The organism is Formosa sp. Hel1_33_131, assembly GCF_001735745.1.
GTDB lineage: Bacteria > Bacteroidota > Bacteroidia > Flavobacteriales > Flavobacteriaceae > Hel1-33-131.
Window position 1 is genome coordinate 2112513 of the sequence record NZ_CP017260.1, and the last position, 16965, is coordinate 2129477.

General features: G+C 39.2%; 16 protein-coding genes. 7 read left to right on the plus strand and 9 right to left on the minus strand.

Going from position 1 to position 16965, the window contains the following annotated elements; genetic code table 11:
• Positions 1 to 5 precede the first annotated feature (5 nt).
• Positions 6 to 1754: a peptide MFS transporter gene (locus FORMB_RS09720; protein ID WP_069677264.1), complete on the plus strand. Its 1749-nt coding sequence runs from the start codon at positions 6 to 8 to the stop codon at positions 1752 to 1754.
• 146 nt (positions 1755 to 1900) lie between these two features.
• Positions 1901 to 2446, plus strand: coding sequence for a thioredoxin family protein (locus tag FORMB_RS09725; protein WP_069677960.1), 546 nt, complete (start codon positions 1901 to 1903; stop codon positions 2444 to 2446).
• Here the strand turns inward: FORMB_RS09725 and FORMB_RS09730 are convergent, their stop codons facing one another.
• The 4 genes from FORMB_RS09730 to surE all read right to left on the minus strand — a co-directional run bounded on the left by FORMB_RS09730 (position 2447) and on the right by surE (position 6727).
• Positions 2447 to 4408, minus strand: coding sequence for a ComEC/Rec2 family competence protein (locus FORMB_RS09730; RefSeq protein ID WP_197493463.1), 1962 nt, complete (start codon positions 4406 to 4408; stop codon positions 2447 to 2449).
• Between the two features lie 143 nt (positions 4409 to 4551).
• On the minus strand, positions 4552 to 5664 hold the full coding sequence (lpxB, locus tag FORMB_RS09735; protein ID WP_069677266.1) for a lipid-A-disaccharide synthase: 1113 nt from the start codon (positions 5662 to 5664) through the stop codon (positions 4552 to 4554).
• Positions 5665 to 5958 carry a hypothetical protein gene (locus tag FORMB_RS09740; protein ID WP_069677267.1) on the minus strand — a complete coding sequence of 98 codons (294 nt, stop codon included), beginning with the start codon at positions 5956 to 5958 and terminating at the stop codon, positions 5665 to 5667. It abuts the gene before it with no gap.
• Positions 5951 to 6727 carry a 5'/3'-nucleotidase SurE gene (surE, locus tag FORMB_RS09745; protein ID WP_069677268.1) on the minus strand — a complete coding sequence of 259 codons (777 nt, stop codon included), beginning with the start codon at positions 6725 to 6727 and terminating at the stop codon, positions 5951 to 5953. Before surE ends, FORMB_RS09740 begins: the two co-directional genes overlap by 8 nt.
• A gap of 159 nt (positions 6728 to 6886) precedes the next feature.
• Between surE and FORMB_RS09750 the strand changes: the two genes are divergently transcribed.
• Together FORMB_RS09750 and FORMB_RS09755 are read left to right on the plus strand one after the other, a co-directional pair.
• A complete protein-coding gene (locus FORMB_RS09750; RefSeq protein WP_069677269.1) occupies positions 6887 to 8992 on the plus strand; it encodes a carboxy terminal-processing peptidase in 2106 nt (701 codons plus the stop codon).
• 6 nt (positions 8993 to 8998) lie between these two features.
• Entirely contained in the window at positions 8999 to 10087 is a 1089-nt protein-coding gene (locus FORMB_RS09755; RefSeq protein ID WP_069677270.1) for an ABC transporter permease, read from the plus strand.
• Here the strand turns inward: FORMB_RS09755 and FORMB_RS09760 are convergent.
• The 3 genes from FORMB_RS09760 to FORMB_RS13165 are packed head-to-tail and all read right to left on the minus strand — an operon-like array spanning position 10084 to position 12809.
• A complete protein-coding gene (locus FORMB_RS09760) occupies positions 10084 to 10620 on the minus strand; it encodes a DUF4136 domain-containing protein (protein WP_069677271.1) in 537 nt (178 codons plus the stop codon). The two genes, FORMB_RS09755 and FORMB_RS09760, sit on opposite strands and share 4 nt — an antisense overlap.
• 21 nt (positions 10621 to 10641) lie before the next feature.
• Positions 10642 to 12642 (minus strand): urocanate hydratase, encoded by a 2001-nt coding sequence (locus FORMB_RS09765; protein ID WP_069677272.1) that lies wholly within the window; start codon positions 12640 to 12642, stop codon positions 10642 to 10644.
• Complete coding sequence (locus tag FORMB_RS13165) at positions 12639 to 12809, minus strand: DUF5522 domain-containing protein (RefSeq protein ID WP_197493464.1); 171 nt, start codon at positions 12807 to 12809, stop codon at positions 12639 to 12641. The genes FORMB_RS09765 and FORMB_RS13165 overlap by 4 nt, the downstream gene beginning before the upstream one ends.
• Positions 12810 to 12930: 121 nt before the next feature.
• Between FORMB_RS13165 and FORMB_RS09770 the strand changes: the two genes are divergently transcribed.
• From FORMB_RS09770 to hemL, 3 genes are read left to right on the plus strand one after another with little or no spacing between them, the layout of a single operon-like run.
• Positions 12931 to 13821, plus strand: coding sequence for a 1-aminocyclopropane-1-carboxylate deaminase/D-cysteine desulfhydrase (locus tag FORMB_RS09770; RefSeq protein WP_069677273.1), 891 nt, complete (start codon positions 12931 to 12933; stop codon positions 13819 to 13821).
• Positions 13822 to 13823: 2 nt separating this feature from the next.
• Entirely contained in the window at positions 13824 to 14579 is a 756-nt protein-coding gene (locus FORMB_RS09775) for a glucosaminidase domain-containing protein (RefSeq protein ID WP_069677274.1), read from the plus strand.
• Positions 14580 to 14583: 4 nt separating this feature from the next.
• Entirely contained in the window at positions 14584 to 15870 is a 1287-nt protein-coding gene (gene hemL / locus FORMB_RS09780) for a glutamate-1-semialdehyde 2,1-aminomutase (protein ID WP_069677275.1), read from the plus strand.
• Here the strand turns inward: hemL and FORMB_RS09785 are convergent.
• Complete coding sequence (locus FORMB_RS09785; protein ID WP_069677276.1) at positions 15865 to 16638, minus strand: CDP-alcohol phosphatidyltransferase family protein; 774 nt, start codon at positions 16636 to 16638, stop codon at positions 15865 to 15867. The two genes, hemL and FORMB_RS09785, sit on opposite strands and share 6 nt — an antisense overlap.
• A gap of 144 nt (positions 16639 to 16782) precedes the next feature.
• Entirely contained in the window at positions 16783 to 16959 is a 177-nt protein-coding gene (locus FORMB_RS13170) for a hypothetical protein (protein ID WP_197493465.1), read from the minus strand.
• Positions 16960 to 16965: the final 6 nt, after the last annotated feature.

The following is a 16965-nucleotide window of genomic DNA, read 5'->3' on the forward strand; positions in this document are numbered from 1 at the left end:
CAATTATGAGTATTGATATTAATGACATGTTCAAAGACAAAGTCTTGGGGCATCCAGCGGGACTTTTTGTATTATTTTTTACCGAGATGTGGGAACGTTTTTCCTACTACGGAATGCGAGCCTTGCTCGTTATGTTTTTCACCGCATCACTCCTTGATGGTGGCTGGGGCTGGCCTCGTGAGCATGCCTATGCAATTTTTGGTACTTACACCTCACTGGTCTATTTATCGACCCTATTAGGAGGCTATTTTGCAGATAAAAAAATTGGCTATCGCTACGCCGTTGTCATCGGTGCATTACTCATGACATTGGGCCACGGCGCCATGGCAATTGAAACACCGTTTTTCATCTATTTAGGGCTGACCTTATTAGTCTTTGGAAGTGGGTTTTTTAAACCAAACATGACCTCAATCATCTCTGAAATGTACAAAGGAAAAGACGAGAAAAAAGATGGAGCTTACACCATTTTTTATATGGGTGTCAATGCAGGTGCTTTTTTAGGAATTCTGTTGTGTGGATATCTAGGTGAACAAGTAGGCTGGCGTTGGGGCTTTGGCTTGGCAGGAATTTTCATGTTGTTTGGACTCCTTCAATTTTGGTTTGCTCAAAACATTTTTGGCGATATCGGAACAAAACCTGTAAAGGTGGATACTGCAGCGATAGAGCTCAGTGCAGACGAGCCGAAGCTCAACCCGTTTACACAGCTTCAATTAGTATTGATAGCAGTCGCAGGACTTTTGGGGATCTCGTGGATTTTTAACGATCCCATCTCTAAAATATCAGAAGGCGCTTATAATTTATTTGATTTTAGCATGTTTGGAATGGAAGGTTCTAACCTCGCAATTCTATCCGCTTTAGGGCTGTTTGTGTTGCTGTTAGTGATCCGAATTCCTAAGTACGACAGAATCACACGCGACCGTATGTTGGCCGTGATGTTTTTCGCCTTTATCACGATTTTCTTTTGGGCTATTTTTGAACAAGCACCAAGTTCCTTAACCATTTTTGCACGGGATTATACCCAGCGCATCCTAGAAGGAAATTCAGCCTTTATTTTTAAAATTGTCAATACCCTTATGACCGTCATTCCTTTGGGGATTATCACTGGGGTTTTATGGTTACTATTCAAAAAAACATTTTCAAAATATGCACTCTCAAATATCTTTTTAGCGGTTAGTTTTATCATCATTTGGGCCATCGCCCTTTGGATGCTATCCGTTGAATTCGGAAAAGAAATTGCAGAAGTACCCGCCTCTTGGTTTGGGGTTTTAAACTCCTTGTTCATCATTGCGTTTGCACCCTTATTTTCGAGGTGGTGGGAAAGTAAATACAATCCAAATGCCAACATGAAATATGCGATAGGAATGGTTTTATTAGGAATCGGAATGGCCTGTGTTGCCATTGGCGCATCGTCTATTGAGCCCGGAGCAAAAACAGCTTCTGTCAGTATGATTTGGTTGATTATGGTGTACTTCTTTCATACCATGGGCGAATTGTGTATTTCACCAGTTGCCTTGTCTTACGTCAGTAAATTAGTTCCAGGCCGCATGATTGCCATGATGTTTGGAATCTGGTATTTAGCTGTTGCAATTGGAATGAAGTTAGCCGGAGTGTTTGGAGAAGCGTCTGAAGGCATTGCCCAATCTGAAGGTTTGAGCTATTTCTTCTGGATTTTAACAGCAGTCGCTGTTGGACTCGGAGTACTGTCTGCGCTACTATATCCTGTAATTAAGAAATTAATGCATGGTGTTCGTTAATTTTGGTATTATATTTGTTACCTATTAAAAAAATATAAAAATGAACCGAGCATGTTAAAGTGTTGTCATTTAGGGAAATGATTAATAGCGAATCTGCCTGCGGCAGGCAGGCACATGTGACCGTTAAAAACAATAAAAATAAACAGATGAAAAAATGTATCATAGTTGTAGTTCTCTTATTGGGGACTACAACACTTTTTGCACAAACTATCAATTGGGTAAGTATGGACGAAGCCCTTGCATTGCAACAAAAAGCACCTAAAAAAATTCTGATTGATATGTACACCTCTTGGTGTGGACCTTGCAAAATGTTGGATAGAAATACCTTCACCAATAAAGACTTGATTGCTTTTGTCAACGAACATTATTACGCAGTTAAATTCAATGCAGAAGGGAATGAGGTTGTCAATTTTAAAGATCAAAAATTTTCAAATCCAAATTATAAACCTGAGATGGCCAAACGCCGAAATAGCCAACACGAACTGACGCGCTTTTTAGGAGTCAACGCCTATCCAACCATGGTGTTTTTAGGCTTAGATGCAGAATTACTCGCTCCAATTCCCGGATATCAAACAGCACAGCAACTGGAATTGTATTTGAAATTATTTAAAGACGATACCTATAAAGAGATGAACAACCAAGAGGCATTTAATGGCTACTACAAAGCGTTTGTGCCTTCTTTTATGCCTTAGTTAATAATCAACTCTAAAAAATCCCTTTTCACTTGTTTGATGAAACGGGATTTTTTTTGCTTCACACGTCAACTTCCAGCGCTCTTGATAGGTTCTGTAATTACTCCCATCCCAAATAATTAATTCAGGCTGCAGGCTGTCAATCAAACGGTTTAAGTTTATTTTTGGAGATTGTCTCAATAAAACCCACTGCGGCTTGATACTTTTAACAGTATAAACCCCAAGACTGTCCACTACCAACAGCAGCTTGTCGTCAATTTTATAGAGACGTTGAATGGAATCTGTAGATTGGGTTTTAATCCCGGCACCAATTTTATAATTATCTATCATACGCTGATTGTTTATGCTGTCTAAATCGTGATGAATCTCAAGATGTTGGTTGGACTGCAATCCAAAAACGCTGTGTCTGGATTTATGAAAAACAACAAATGAATTTTTAGATATCAGTGCCGGGATCTGTTTTACAAAGACTTGAAAACTGAGGATGCAGATTCCCAAAATCAGAAGGTTTTTAAACGTTTTTTTATGATAAAAAATACCAAGTAAAAACAGGATGAGGTAACTAATCACAAGAGCGGTTAAATCAAATGAAATTTGTTCAAACAGAAAGGTTTCTTTAGATGCCACCCATTCCACAAACCGATTCATCGATTGAATAATCCATGCTAAAGTGTGTACTAAAAATTCTGGAGGTTTGTAAACTACGGCTAAAATCATGGTTGCAATTCCCAAACCAAGTATAACGATCAGACAGGGAACGACGACCATATTGGTCACAAAAAATAAGCCCGGAAATTGATGAAAATAATAGAGACTCAAGGGCAAAACACCTATTTGAGCGGCGATGGATACTTTGAGTAAATCAAGAAACCAATTGCCAACCCGGTTTTTAAAACTCCCCCACGAATCTAAAACAGGCTTCACAATGATAATGGAGGCGACCGCTGCATAACTGAGTTGAAATCCCACATCAAAACAAAATCCAGGCCGTACCAATAAAAGTATAAATGCTGACACAGCTAAGATGTTTAACGAATTTGAAGACCGTTTTAATCCCCTTACGATTGCAAACAAACTAAACATCGTCACCGCTCTGACTACTGAAGGGGACAAGCCCGCCATCACAGCAAAGCTCCACAAAACACAAAGAACGATAAGCAAACGCACAAATTCTCCTTGTCCAAAATACAGTAAAGGATTCAGTATAAATTGAAGAATTAACAACAGAATCCCAATGTGAAGTCCTGAAATGGCAAGAATGTGAATGGCTCCCGCTTTCGAGTAAGCCTCGTACACATCAGAAGTAATATCTTGGCGTTGCCCCAAAAGTAAGGCCTTTATAAAGGCGCGTTCAATCGGTTTGAAAGGCAGCTCTTTGAGGCGTTTGTTCAACGCTTCACGAATGGTTTCAGCATAGGCTGTAATGGTAGTTGGCGATTGTGGAATGGCTAAAACAATTTGGTCTTTCAGAAACACTTGACGGTAAATCCCCAGGCGCTTCAGATAGTTTTTATAATCAAATTGATAGGGGTTTAGAGGTGCGTTCACCTCTTTAAGAGATGCTGTGGTTAAAATTTTTTCATTCACATTAAAGTTTGCTGTGTTTGATTCCTTACTCAAATTAATCAACAGTGTTCCTGATGCCAGAGTGGAATTAACTTTTAAAAGTTCCACATAATAGCGGTGGTTATAAGTGTTCGGTTTTAATCGTTTTTTGACTATAAATTCAAGTTGGTGTAAATGCTCTTCCGCGATGGTTTCTAGATGGGAATAATGAGTTTTAGAGAATTTTGAGGAATGTATTTTAGAGACAAATACACCAAGTAATACCATCATTATAAGTACCATCAGCGATGGCCAATACAATGTTTTGCGGTGCTTTTTACAATAAAAATGTATTCCGATTAATACAAAGAGAATGAAGCCGATCCCTCCTAAAATTAGAGGTATGGGAACAACCATATAATCGCTGATTAGAATGCCAATCGCGAGAAAAATGGTAAGTTTTAATAGGGGGTAATGAAAGGCCTTCATTGTACGAAAAAAAGCCGAACCATTATGAATGGATTCGAAGCAGGTTTAGATTAGGGTTTAATTTTAAACCTCTAATTTAACGAATTATAAATTAATTCTGCAACATTTTTACTGGCACCTGGTCCTCCAAGTTTTGTTTCAAGTTCATGATAGGCCTCAAATTGAGCCTCACGAACAGGGCCTTCCAAAATAGAAGAAAGCTCTTTTGCAATCCGTTCTGAGTTAAAATCCCCTTGAATTAATTCGGTCACAACCTCTTTATTTAAAATCAAATTCACCAAGGAAATAAATTTCAATTTCACCAACTGTCTTCCAATCTGATACGAAATCCAACTCGACTTATAGCAAACCACTTCTGGCACTTTAAACAAGGCAGTTTCTAAAGTAGCGGTTCCTGAAGTCACCAAGGCAGCATGAGAGACGCTTAATAAATCGTAAGTGCAGTTTTCCACAAAATACACGTTTTCGTTTGCAATAAACGAGCTGTAAAATTCAGGATCCTGACTCGGCGCTCCTGCAATTACAAATTGATAGTCACTAAAGGTTTTTACAATGCTCAGCATCCCCGCGAGCATCTTGTTAATTTCTTGTTTTCGACTGCCTGGTAAGAGCGCAATAATGGGTTTTTCGTTGAGTTGATGTGTTTTGCGAAACGCCGTTTCATCCACAGGAGTTCTGTCGGCAATGGCATCGATAAGTGGGTGCCCTACAAATGTGACAGGCATGCCGTGTTTGTCTTCATAAAACTCTTTTTCAAAAGGGAGAATGACATACATTTTATCGACATCGCGCTTGATGGCAGTGATCCGATTTTCTTTCCAAGCCCAAATTTGTGGAGAAATATAATAATGAGTTTTAAAGCCTTCAATTTTTGCCCACTTCGCAATGCGCATATTGAACCCTGGGTAATCAATAAAGATCAGACAATCGGGTTGGTAGTACTCAATGTCTTTTTTACAAAAGGATAAATTTTTGGTGATTGTTCTTAGGTTCATCACCACTTCAAAAAAGCCCATAAAAGCCAATTCTTTGTAATGCTTCACCAAGGTGCCCCCTACATTTTGCATCAAGTCACCACCCCAAAACCTGAATTCTGCATTCACATCTGTTTTTTTAAGGGCTTTCATCAGGTTTGCAGCATGCAAATCTCCTGAGGCTTCTCCAGCAATAATGTAATACTTCATTTAAGATCTAATTAAAAAGGTTGCGAGTGCAATTATAATAGTAGCTGTCAAAACGCCTCCTGCTCGAGCATCCTGCCGTTTACGAATAAAATAAAAGAAACAAATTAAATTCAGAATGGCACCTAAACTAATGAGTTTACCCATGAACCCCTCGGTTTGAGCAGTCTCTAAAACTTTAAGAATAGTATCTGAACGCCCCGATAATTTACCCAAGACAACGGCTGCTATTACGAGCCCAATTATATTTGCGAAAAGGCCTACTATAAACCCTTGTAAAAGTTCTTTTTTATTCATTGAAATCCCATTTATTTAATTCTTGAATGTAGTGATGTGCGGTCAAATCATAGTGGACAGGTACCACAGAAACAAAGCCGTTTTCTAACGCCCATTCGTCAGTATCCTCTCCTTTATCTAGGTTATTAAACTCACCAGTCAGCCAGTAATAATCCCGACCCAAAGGAGTCTGACGTTTGTCAAATTTTTCAATCCAATTCGCATTGGCTTGTCGGCACACGCGGATGCCTTTTATCTCGTTTTCTAAAAGTTTTGGAAAGTTCACATTTAGAATAATGCCTTTTTGTAATCCTTGGTTTAAAACCTGTAAAGAGACGGTTTTTATAAACGACTCAATTTGACTAAAATCGGCTTCCCATTTATAATCTAAAAGTGAAAATCCAATCGCAGGAATCCCTTCCATACCCGCTTCAATTGCGGCACTCATAGTCCCTGAATAAATCACATTCACAGAAGAATTTGATCCGTGGTTCACGCCTGAAACACATAAGTCTGGTTTGCGGTCCAAGAGTTCATGCACCGCTAACTTCACACAATCCGCAGGCGTTCCTGAAGTACTGTATTCTGTTTGAGGCCCCTTATCAATCCGTTCTCTTTTACAATACAAAGTATCGTTAATAGTGATCGCGTGTCCCATGGCACTTTGTGGACTGTCAGGTGCCACAACGATAACGTCTCCAATCGTATTCATGACTTTTATCAAAGTACGTATTCCCGGTGCAGTGATGCCATCATCATTGGTGACCAAAATCAAAGGTCTTTTTGTCATTTATGTTGCGTTTAAGTTCCTACAAAAGTAAGTAATTTGTAGCTTATTTGATGATTTTAGACGCTTTAACAAAAAATTATTACCATTCCATAAGGTTGGCATAATTTTTTCTTATATTTTAGAATATTATTTATGAGTCCCTAAAAACAGTTTATCCACATGAAGCGAAATATCAATATTTTTTTAGTCTCCATTCTTATCGCATTTGCGTCTTGTAGCTTTACGTCAAAATCTTTTGATGACCCTGACAAAGACAAGCTTTTAATGCAACTGATTACCTATCTATTAGAAGAAGGTCATTTTGAGCCAAAGGATATAAACGATGCCTTTTCGGAAGGTCTTTATATGAGCTTTTTAAATCAAGTGGATCCGTTCAAGAATTATTTTTATCAATCTGATATTAATGAATTTGAAAGCTATAAAACCGATTTAGATAATCAAATTTTAAACCATGATGTGAGTTTTTTCAATCTTGTGTATAAACGCTTATTGACACGAATTGAAGAATCTAGAAAGGTTTACAGCCAAGTTTTAGACACGCCTTTTGATTATGATTTAGAGGAAACCTTCAATACCGATTATGAGAATAAATCCTATGCGGCTTCCAAATCTGAAATGAAAGACAACTGGCGAAAACAGCTTAAATTTTCTACACTTTCAAATTATCACGATTTAGTCACTGATGAAAAAGAAACAAAAAAATCTAATACAGAATTAGAAGTTGAAGCAAGAGAAACCACTTTGAAATCCTTAAATGAAACTGCTAGTTATATCGATGATCTGAGACGTGAAGATTGGTTGTCAATGTATATCAATGCGATTGCTGAAGAATTTGATCCACACACGTTTTATTTCGCTCCTAAAGACAAGGACCGTTTTGATGCTCAAATGTCTGGAAAATACGAAGGAATTGGGGCGCGTCTTCAAAAACGAATGGATGAAATTAGTATTACAGAACTTATTTCTGGAGGCTCTGCATGGCGTCAGAACAAACTAGAAGTTGGAGATATCATTTTGAAAGTCCGTCAAGAAGATGAGCTAGAAGCCGTGAATGTGGTGGGGATGCGATTGGATGATGCTGTCAAACTCATCAAAGGTCCAAAAGGAACGAATGTGATTCTCACGCTTAAAAAAGTGGATGGCACCGTTGAAGACTTAAGTATCCCAAGAGACGAAATTGAACTTGAAGAAACCTATGCAAAATCGACCATCGTTGAAAAAGAGGGTGCTAAATTTGGTGTTATAAATCTCCCCAAATTCTATATAGATTTTGAAGATATTAACAGTAGAAATGCTGCAACGGACGTAAAAAAAGAAATTGAACGATTGAAGGCTGAGGGCATGCAAGGGCTGGTCTTAGATTTAAGAAATAACGGTGGCGGTTCTTTAAAAACGGTCGTTGATATGGGAGGCTTATTTATAGATGAAGGTCCAATCGTTCAGGTGCGTTCTACGGGGGAAGACAAAGAAGTTCTAAAAGATACAGATCGATCCATTGAATGGGATGGGCCTCTTGTTATTTTAGTCAATGAGTTATCCGCTTCTGCTTCGGAAATTTTAGCCGCAGCCATGCAAGACTATAAACGTGCCATTGTGATTGGGAGCAAACAAACCTACGGAAAAGGCACGGTTCAAAACATTGTTGATTTAAACCGTATGATTCGAAGTAATACCAATGGAGACATGGGCGCTTTCAAATTTACAACTCAAAAATACTACCGAATTAATGGAGGCTCAACCCAGCTAGAAGGTGTTAAAAGTGATGTGGTCGTTCCAGACCGTTACAGTTACATCGATATTGGAGAAAAAGATCAAGACAATCCACTTGAATGGGACGAAATTGCACCCGCAAATTATAAGGTGTTGGAAAGTACTTTTGACTATGAGACGACGATTCAAAACAGTAAAAACCGCATGAATTCGAGTTCAGAAATTAAGCTTATTGATGACAATGCGCGTTGGATCAAAACCATGAGAGATCAATCGGTTTATCCACTCAATTTTTCAAAATATTCACAAGATATTGAATTGAATGAAACAGAGGCAAAACGTTATGATGTCTTATCAGAATACCAAACAGATTTAACATTTGAGTCGTTACCCTACGAGCGTCCTTTAATGGAGCAGGATTCTGTTTTCAAAATCAATCGCACACGTTGGCATGAAAATCTTAGCAAAGACATTTATATGGAAGAAGCGATTAATGTACTAAGTGATTTAAAAAGTTCTTATAAAATCGATAAACTATCACAGGTTAAAGATTAATTGAGCATGAAAAAACAAGGATTAACAACGTTAGCACTCCAGAAATTCAAAAAAAGTTTTTGGGGTGTTTTTAGTTTTTGGTTTATTATTTTTCTGGCATTCATTTCTGTTTTTGCTTATGTGTTAGCCCCAGACAATTCTCAGTTTGCCAATCAAATGCATTTATCGATCCACTCGAAACAACCGGGGTTTACAGTAGAAATGCTTGTGGTTCCAAACACCTTAAAGAACGATCAAGGTTTTTTGAACCGTGTTTTTTTTGGTAGCACAAATCCATCTTCGGAAATTCCGATTACATCTTATGAATCTGAACCCCATCAAATAAAATATGTGGAATACGCCTCAGAAGGCCTTGAGGGTTTAGAGAAAACGGTGAATATTCCGTCTGATATTGAAGCTTCACTACGCCCTTTTGTCACTCAAAAAACATTCTATTTTGGAACCGACAAGTATGGACGGGATCTTTTGAGTCGAATTTTAGTTGGTGCTCGAATTTCATTTTCAATTGGTTTTGTGGCCGTTTTTATTTCGCTTCTTATCGGAATTTTACTCGGAAGTATTGCAGGTTATTTTGGAGGTAAATGGGACAAACTGATTATGTGGATCATTAATGTGACTTGGTCAATCCCTACGCTGCTTTTGGTCATTGCAATTACGTTGGCTTTGGGGAAAGGGTTTTGGCAAGTGTTTATTGCAGTTGGACTTACCATGTGGGTGGAGGTGGCCAGAATTGTAAGAGGGCAGGTGATGAGCGTCAAAGAAATGCAATACGTCACTGCAGCACGTGCATTAGGCTACACAGATTTCAGAATTATATTAAAACATATTTTACCAAACATATTAGCCCCTGTTATTGTCATTTCGGCAGCTAATTTTGCAGCGGCTATTCTGATTGAAAGTGGACTCAGTTTTTTAGGCATTGGGGCACAACCTCCCATGTCTAGTTGGGGTGCGATGATCAAAGATCATTATAACTATATCATTTTAGGGAAACCCTATTTAGCACTCATTCCGGGGCTTTGCATCATGAGTTTAGTCATGGCGTTTATGCTGATCGGAAACTCTTTGAGAGATGCTTTGGATGTAAAATCTTAAAGTTCTATTTCGGGAGGATAGCTACACAAAATTGAAGTCACAAAAGTATTGATACGTTCGTCTTTATGCTTCACACTGGATGTTAAATTCCCACGTCCAATTCCTTGCCAAATGAGTTCTTTTCGCGTCGTATCAATCAAATCAATATACAAGGTGCCTTGAGTCGAATTTGAAACATTGTAATGTGTTCCTAAATAAGGGCCGCGAGCCCAACCCCAACCATACCCAAAAGAATTGTAGTTGTTATTATAGATATTAATTTCTTGTTTTTCTTTCGTAAAAAAGTTGACAAGCAAGTCGGGTGTGTCTGATTTTGTAAAGCCTTTTTCAAGAAGTGCCGTTTCAATAGCACCTAAAATACGACGTTTGTCTAAATCGCTAATTTCTGCACGGTCCACACCTTCTTTATGAAAGCCAAAGGTTTTATAGGTTTTGAAAGGAGCTACTTTATCATAATCCGTCACCACACGTACCGACTGACAAGAGGTTAGAAAGAGGAGGGCGATTACAAAAGAGAGTGTTTTAGTTTTCATGTCTTTATGTTTATTGGTTATTTATAGTTTTTCCAAAAGTGATTCATCTACACTGTTTGGGATTGTTATTTTTAAAAGTGGTTCAGTTTCCATCGCCCGTTTAATCGCAAAGATGGCGCCTTCATTTCGAGCCCAGTTCCGTCGTGCAATGCCATTATTGACATCCCAGAACAACATGGATTTTAAACGCCTGTCTGCTTCTGCAGTACCATCAAGAACCATACCAAAGCCGCCATTGATCACTTCGCCCCAGCCAACACCGCCGCCATTATGGATGCTTACCCAGGTGGCACCCCGAAAACTATCGCCTATCACATTTTGAATGGCCATGTCTGCCGTGAATTGAGAGCCATCATAAATATTACTCGTTTCTCTATAAGGGGAATCCGTTCCTGACACATCGTGGTGATCACGTCCCAATATGACCGTGCCAATTTCTTTGTTGGCAATGGCTGTATTAAAGGCTTCTGCAATTTTCATACGCCCTTCAGCATCGGCATATAAAATCCGTGCTTGCGATCCAACAACCAGTTTATGGTCTTGCGCCCCTTTGATCCACTGGATATTGTCCGTCATTTGTTGTTGAATTTCCTGCGGAGCTTTTTTCTTAAGTTCCTCTAAAACACGACACGCGATGGCATCCGTTTTCGCGAGATCTTCTGGAGTTCCTGAAGCACATACCCATCGAAAAGGCCCAAATCCATAATCAAAACACATCGGGCCCATAATGTCCTGAACATAACTCGGATACTTAAAATCAATCCCGTTTTCCGCCATAATATCTGCGCCCGCACGCGAAGCTTCTAATAAAAACGCATTTCCATAATCAAAGAAATACGTACCCTTATCCGTATGTTTTTGAACAATGGCAGCATGACGTCTTAAGGATGCTTTTACCTTTTCTTTAAACAATTCTGGGTCTGTCCCCATCAATATATTGGCTTCCTCATAACCCATTCCGGCAGGGTAATAGCCTCCAGCCCACGGATTGTGTAAGGACGTTTGATCGCTTCCTAAATCTACATGAATGTCAGATTCGTAAAATCCTTCCCACACATCAATCACATTTCCTAAATACGCAAGAGATACAATTTCTTTATCACTTTTTGCTTTGCGAACGCGTTGAACGAGCACTTCTAAATCGGTAAAAACTTCATCAACCCAACCTTGTGAATGGCGGGTGTAAATTGCTTTCTCGTTTACTTCAGCACAGACGGTAATACAGCCTGCAATGTTTCCTGCTTTTGGTTGCGCACCACTCATGCCTCCTAAACCTGCGGTCAAAAAGATATTTCCAAGAGGTGATTTTTTTATTTTTCTAAAAGCATTCAATACTGTAATTGTAGTGCCATGAACAATGCCTTGAGGACCAATGTACATATAACTACCAGCGGTCATTTGACCGTATTGAGACACGCCTAAGGCATTAAATTTCTCCCAGTCATCAGGTTTTGAATAGTTAGGAATCATCATACCGTTGGTGACCACCACTCTTGGTGCTTCTGAGTGAGACGGGAATAATCCCATGGGATGCCCAGAATACATAACCAATGTTTGGGTGTCGGTCATTTGTGACAAATACTGCATTGTCAGTCGGTATTGTGCCCAATTTGAAAACACGCTGCCATTGCCTCCGTAAGTAATCAATTCGTGCGGGTGTTGTGCGATGGCATCATCCAAATTATTTTGAATCATCAACATGATGGCGGCGGCTTGTTTGCTATTGGCGGGATAGTCGTCAATGGGACGCGCCACTATTTTATGGGTAGGGCGGAAGCGGTACATATAAATACGCCCATACGTCTCCAATTCGTTTTTGAATTCTTCAATAAGAATTGCATGGTGTTTTTTATCAAAATAACGCAACGCATTTTTCAAAGCCAGTTTAGTTTCTTCCGCACTTAAAATCGATTTTCGTTTCGGAGCATGGTTATAGCTGCTGTCATACGTCCTTTTTTGGGGCAACGTCGCTGGAATTCCTTCTAAAACCTCCTCTTTAAATGTAAGTTCTATCGCGTTCATTTTGTTAGATTTTGTGTGTTCGTTTGGGTGTTATATCCATAGGGGCAATGCTTGCATCCACTCTCACAGCAATAGCCGCGTTTGAGGTGGTATTGAGCTGTAAAACAACGATACCCTTCTGCTGTGAGGTAGTAATCGTCTGTTTCTATAGGGATGTATTTTTTCATAGTTAACAAAGATAATCTAAATTTTAGACACACAATTTTTGACGGTTTTTTGCTTTATTAGTTCTATGCTGAACACTATCATTAAAGTATTTAGTATTTTTACATTTCAGTTTTTACAGCAATGCTCTCTATCAAAACGTTAGAAAATATCCGTTTAAATACTCAGGTTTCATTGAAGCCAGATTATTTGATTCACCCTACAGTGTCGGGAAATAAATATAGAAAGCTAAAGTATAATTTACAGAAAGCCCAATCCGAGAATTATAAAGGTATTCTCACCTTTGGTGGCGCATTTTCAAATCATATTGCGGCCACAGCGGCAGCAGGTCTGGCCTTAAAAATTCCTACGGTAGGGATTATTAGAGGGGATGAGTTAGCCTCAAAAATCGATTTGAATTCGACCTTGAAATATGCACAATCTTGCGGGATGCATTTAGAGTTTGTCTCACGATCGGTTTATAAACAAAAAACAGATCCAGCGTATTTAAAGACGCTTTTAGAAAGCTTTGAGAATTTCTATATCATACCTGAAGGGGGCACTAATGCGCTCGCTATTAAAGGCTGTGAAGAAATTTTAACAGAAGAAGATCATGCTTTTGATACCATTTGTTGTGCCGTAGGAACGGGCGGTACCATCGCAGGGCTTATAAACTCGAGTTTACCCACCCAAAAAATTATTGGATTTCCAGCCCTTAAAGGCGGTTTTTTAAACGAAGATATTTGTAAATTTGCCACACAGTCTAATTGGGAATTGTGGGAAGCCTATCATTTTGGAGGCTATGCCAAAGTGGATTCTAAATTAATAACATTTATGAACCACTTTAAAACCACTTTCAAGATTCCTTTAGACCCTGTTTATACCGCTAAAATGATGTATGGTATTTTTGATGCGATTCACACGGGTGAAATCCCAAAAGACGCCAAAGTTTTGGCAATTCATACGGGAGGATTGCAAGGCATAGAGGGAATGAATTTAAGATTGAAACAAAAACAATTAGAAACAATAATTTAGATATGAACCGCATTATAACTTTTATTTTATTAGGATTTTTAGTTACCAGTTGTGGGTCGCGCAAAAAGGTGAAAGACCGACCAACTCCTCCAAAAGTGGTGGTCAAGGCTTCTAAAAAAACGCCTGTTATCAATAATACTTTGGAATACATTGCGTATTTCAAACAAGCTGCTGTCAAAGAAATGCAATTATTTGATATTCCAGCGAGTATCACTTTGGCACAAGGAATTTTAGAATCTGGATCTGGAAAAGGACGTTTGGCACGATTGGCAAATAATCATTTTGGGATCAAATGCCACGATTGGACCGGCGCTCGCGTTTACCATGATGATGATAAAGATCAAGAATGTTTCAGGAAATACAAAGACCCGAGTCAATCTTTTAGAGACCATTCGGAATTTTTAGCCTATCGTAAGCGCTATGCTGCATTGTTCAAATTAAGAAAAGATGATTATAAAGGATGGGCGAGAGGTCTCCGGAAAGCGGGCTATGCAACCGATCCAAAATACCCTCAAAAACTCATTTCTTTAATTGAGCGTTATGAGCTTTATAAATTTGATACAAAGTCAAAAAATTCACGTTCCAAAAAACAGACGACTTCCAAAACCACAAAAAAACGTCATACGATCAGAAAGGGCGATACGTTGTATTCCATTTCTAAATTATACAATACGACAGTGGATGCGATCAAACGACAAAATAATCTCAAGTCAACAGATTTAACCATTGGGCAAAAACTTATCATTACTTCAAACTAATTTCATGAAATACCAACGCAGTAGTCAATTATTCAGAGCCGCTTCGGAGGTGATTCCGGGGGGTGTTAATTCTCCAGTACGTGCTTTTAAAGCCGTTGGTGGAACGCCTATTTTTGTAAACAAAGCGAAGGGTGCTTATTTGTATGATGCCGATGGCAACCGACTTATTGATTATATCAATTCTTGGGGGCCGATGGTTTTGGGGCATGCATTTCCACCTGTCATTGAGGCGGTCATAGAGAAAGCCCAATTGGGAACTTCTTTTGGAATGCCTACAGAAATTGAAACTAAAATAGCGGAATTGGCAGTGTCAATGGTGCCCAATATTGATCAAATTCGATTTGTGAATTCAGGAACTGAGGCCTGTATGAGTGCCGTGCGTTTGGCGCGTGGATTCTCAGGAAAAGAAAAAATCATCAAATTTGCAGGCTGTTACCATGGTCATTCAGATTCTTTTTTGATTCAAGCGGGGAGTGGTGCGGTTACTTTTGGAAGTCCTAACAGTCCAGGGGTGACGGAAGGCACTGCCAAAGACACGCTTCTAGCACCTTATAATAATTTAGAAGCCGTTGCTGCTATTTTTGAGGCCAACCCTTCTGAAATCGCGTGTATCATTGTGGAACCTGTTGCAGGAAATATGGGTTGTATTCCGCCAGATTCGGGATTTTTAGAAGGTCTTCGTGCCTTGTGTGATGCACATGGTTCTGTTTTAGTATTTGATGAGGTGATGACCGGTTTTCGTTTGGCACGCGGTGGGGTTCAAGAACTGTATGGCGTGAATGCGGATATTGTGTGTTTTGGAAAAGTGATTGGGGGTGGATTGCCCGTTGGTGCTTTTGCAGCACGCCACGAAATTATGAGTCATTTAGCTCCTTTAGGTCCTGTGTATCAAGCAGGAACTTTGAGTGGGAATCCCTTAGCTATGGCGGCAGGTTATGCCATGTTGCAGGCTTTAGAGTCTGATGCGGAAGTTTTTGAACGCTTAGCTCAGAAAACAGAATACTTACATAAAGGGATTGCAGCGAGTTTAACGGCTCATAACATCACACATACAATTAACCGAATAGGATCTATGATTTCGATTCATTTTTCTGAAACTCCAGTGGTCGATTTTGAAACGGCTGCAGAAGGAAACAATGAACGTTTTAAAACCTTTTTTCATGGGCTTCTTGACGCGGGAATTTATATTGCACCCAGTGCTTTTGAAACCTGGTTTATTACAGATGCATTAACCTACGAAGATTTGGACGAAACGATTGCGGCGGTTACCAAAATTGCTCCGAACTTATAAGGGTTTCAACACTAACTTTCGAATACCGACAAATACGATTATCAAGGCGGAGTAGCCAATAAAAAAGGGAATCACATAAGCTTCTAGTTGAAAGGCTAGCATGACTGCCATAAACAAAAGTTGAAATCCAAGGCCGTACATTGATACGAGTGTCATAAACCACTTTGGAAAAGGAGGACTGTCACTGGCGTTTTTATCCATATAATACATGATCTTGTCAAAGGTGATGTATAGAATATCGTAGATTTTATAAAATATATTCACCGTGCGTTGGCTTTCGCCTTTGAGTGCTTTTGGTGCTGCATCTTCAAAAATCCGACTGGTGGAATCGCCTTCTACGGCGTTTCTTAAAATCACATAATAATAGTTGTACACCGTACCTTGTAATTGAATTCCAAAAAAGGCAATTAACATATAGATTATAGAGCCTTCTGTGATGTGCCAAAAGGCGAGTAAGAAACAAAAATTAAGAACAAAATCGGCAATAGAGTCGTAGTAGCGCCCTGTATAAGATGGCGTATTTTTTAGTCGAGACAACTCTCCGTCGGCGGCGTCCAAAATAGATTTTAAGATGATAAAAAAGGCAGCTGTTTTGTAGTGTCCATTGAGCATACACCAAATAGCAATGAGCCCTGCAACAATAAAAAGTGTTGTCACATGAATTGGCGTCGCTCTCGTGTTTTTAAGTTGGCTCGCAATCCAATTGCCTGCAGTACGACCGTAGTCGGATAAGTCTAAAAACTGGTATTGTTTTGGAAGTTTTGCCATGCCTAGCCGGTTGTAAATTGGTTAATTATATAAGCTCCCAAATGTACAATCATTTTTTGGACTTTTATTTTACAAATATACCAGTCTAATGCGGCTTAAAATAAATGAGCACTGTTTAGTTGTGCGACTGTTTTAAGAAGGTTACTATTTGGGGTCGTTCGTATTTCCCTTCTCTTGTTGATCTAAATAACTACCTATTCCACAGCCAATTGCGATACCTAAACTTAGCCATAACCCAATATTATCTGTCAGTGCGCCAATGATAACTCCAAAAGCGACTCCGTAAGCAGCCCCTAATGTTGTTTTTTTTTCGGGTTTCATGTGTAA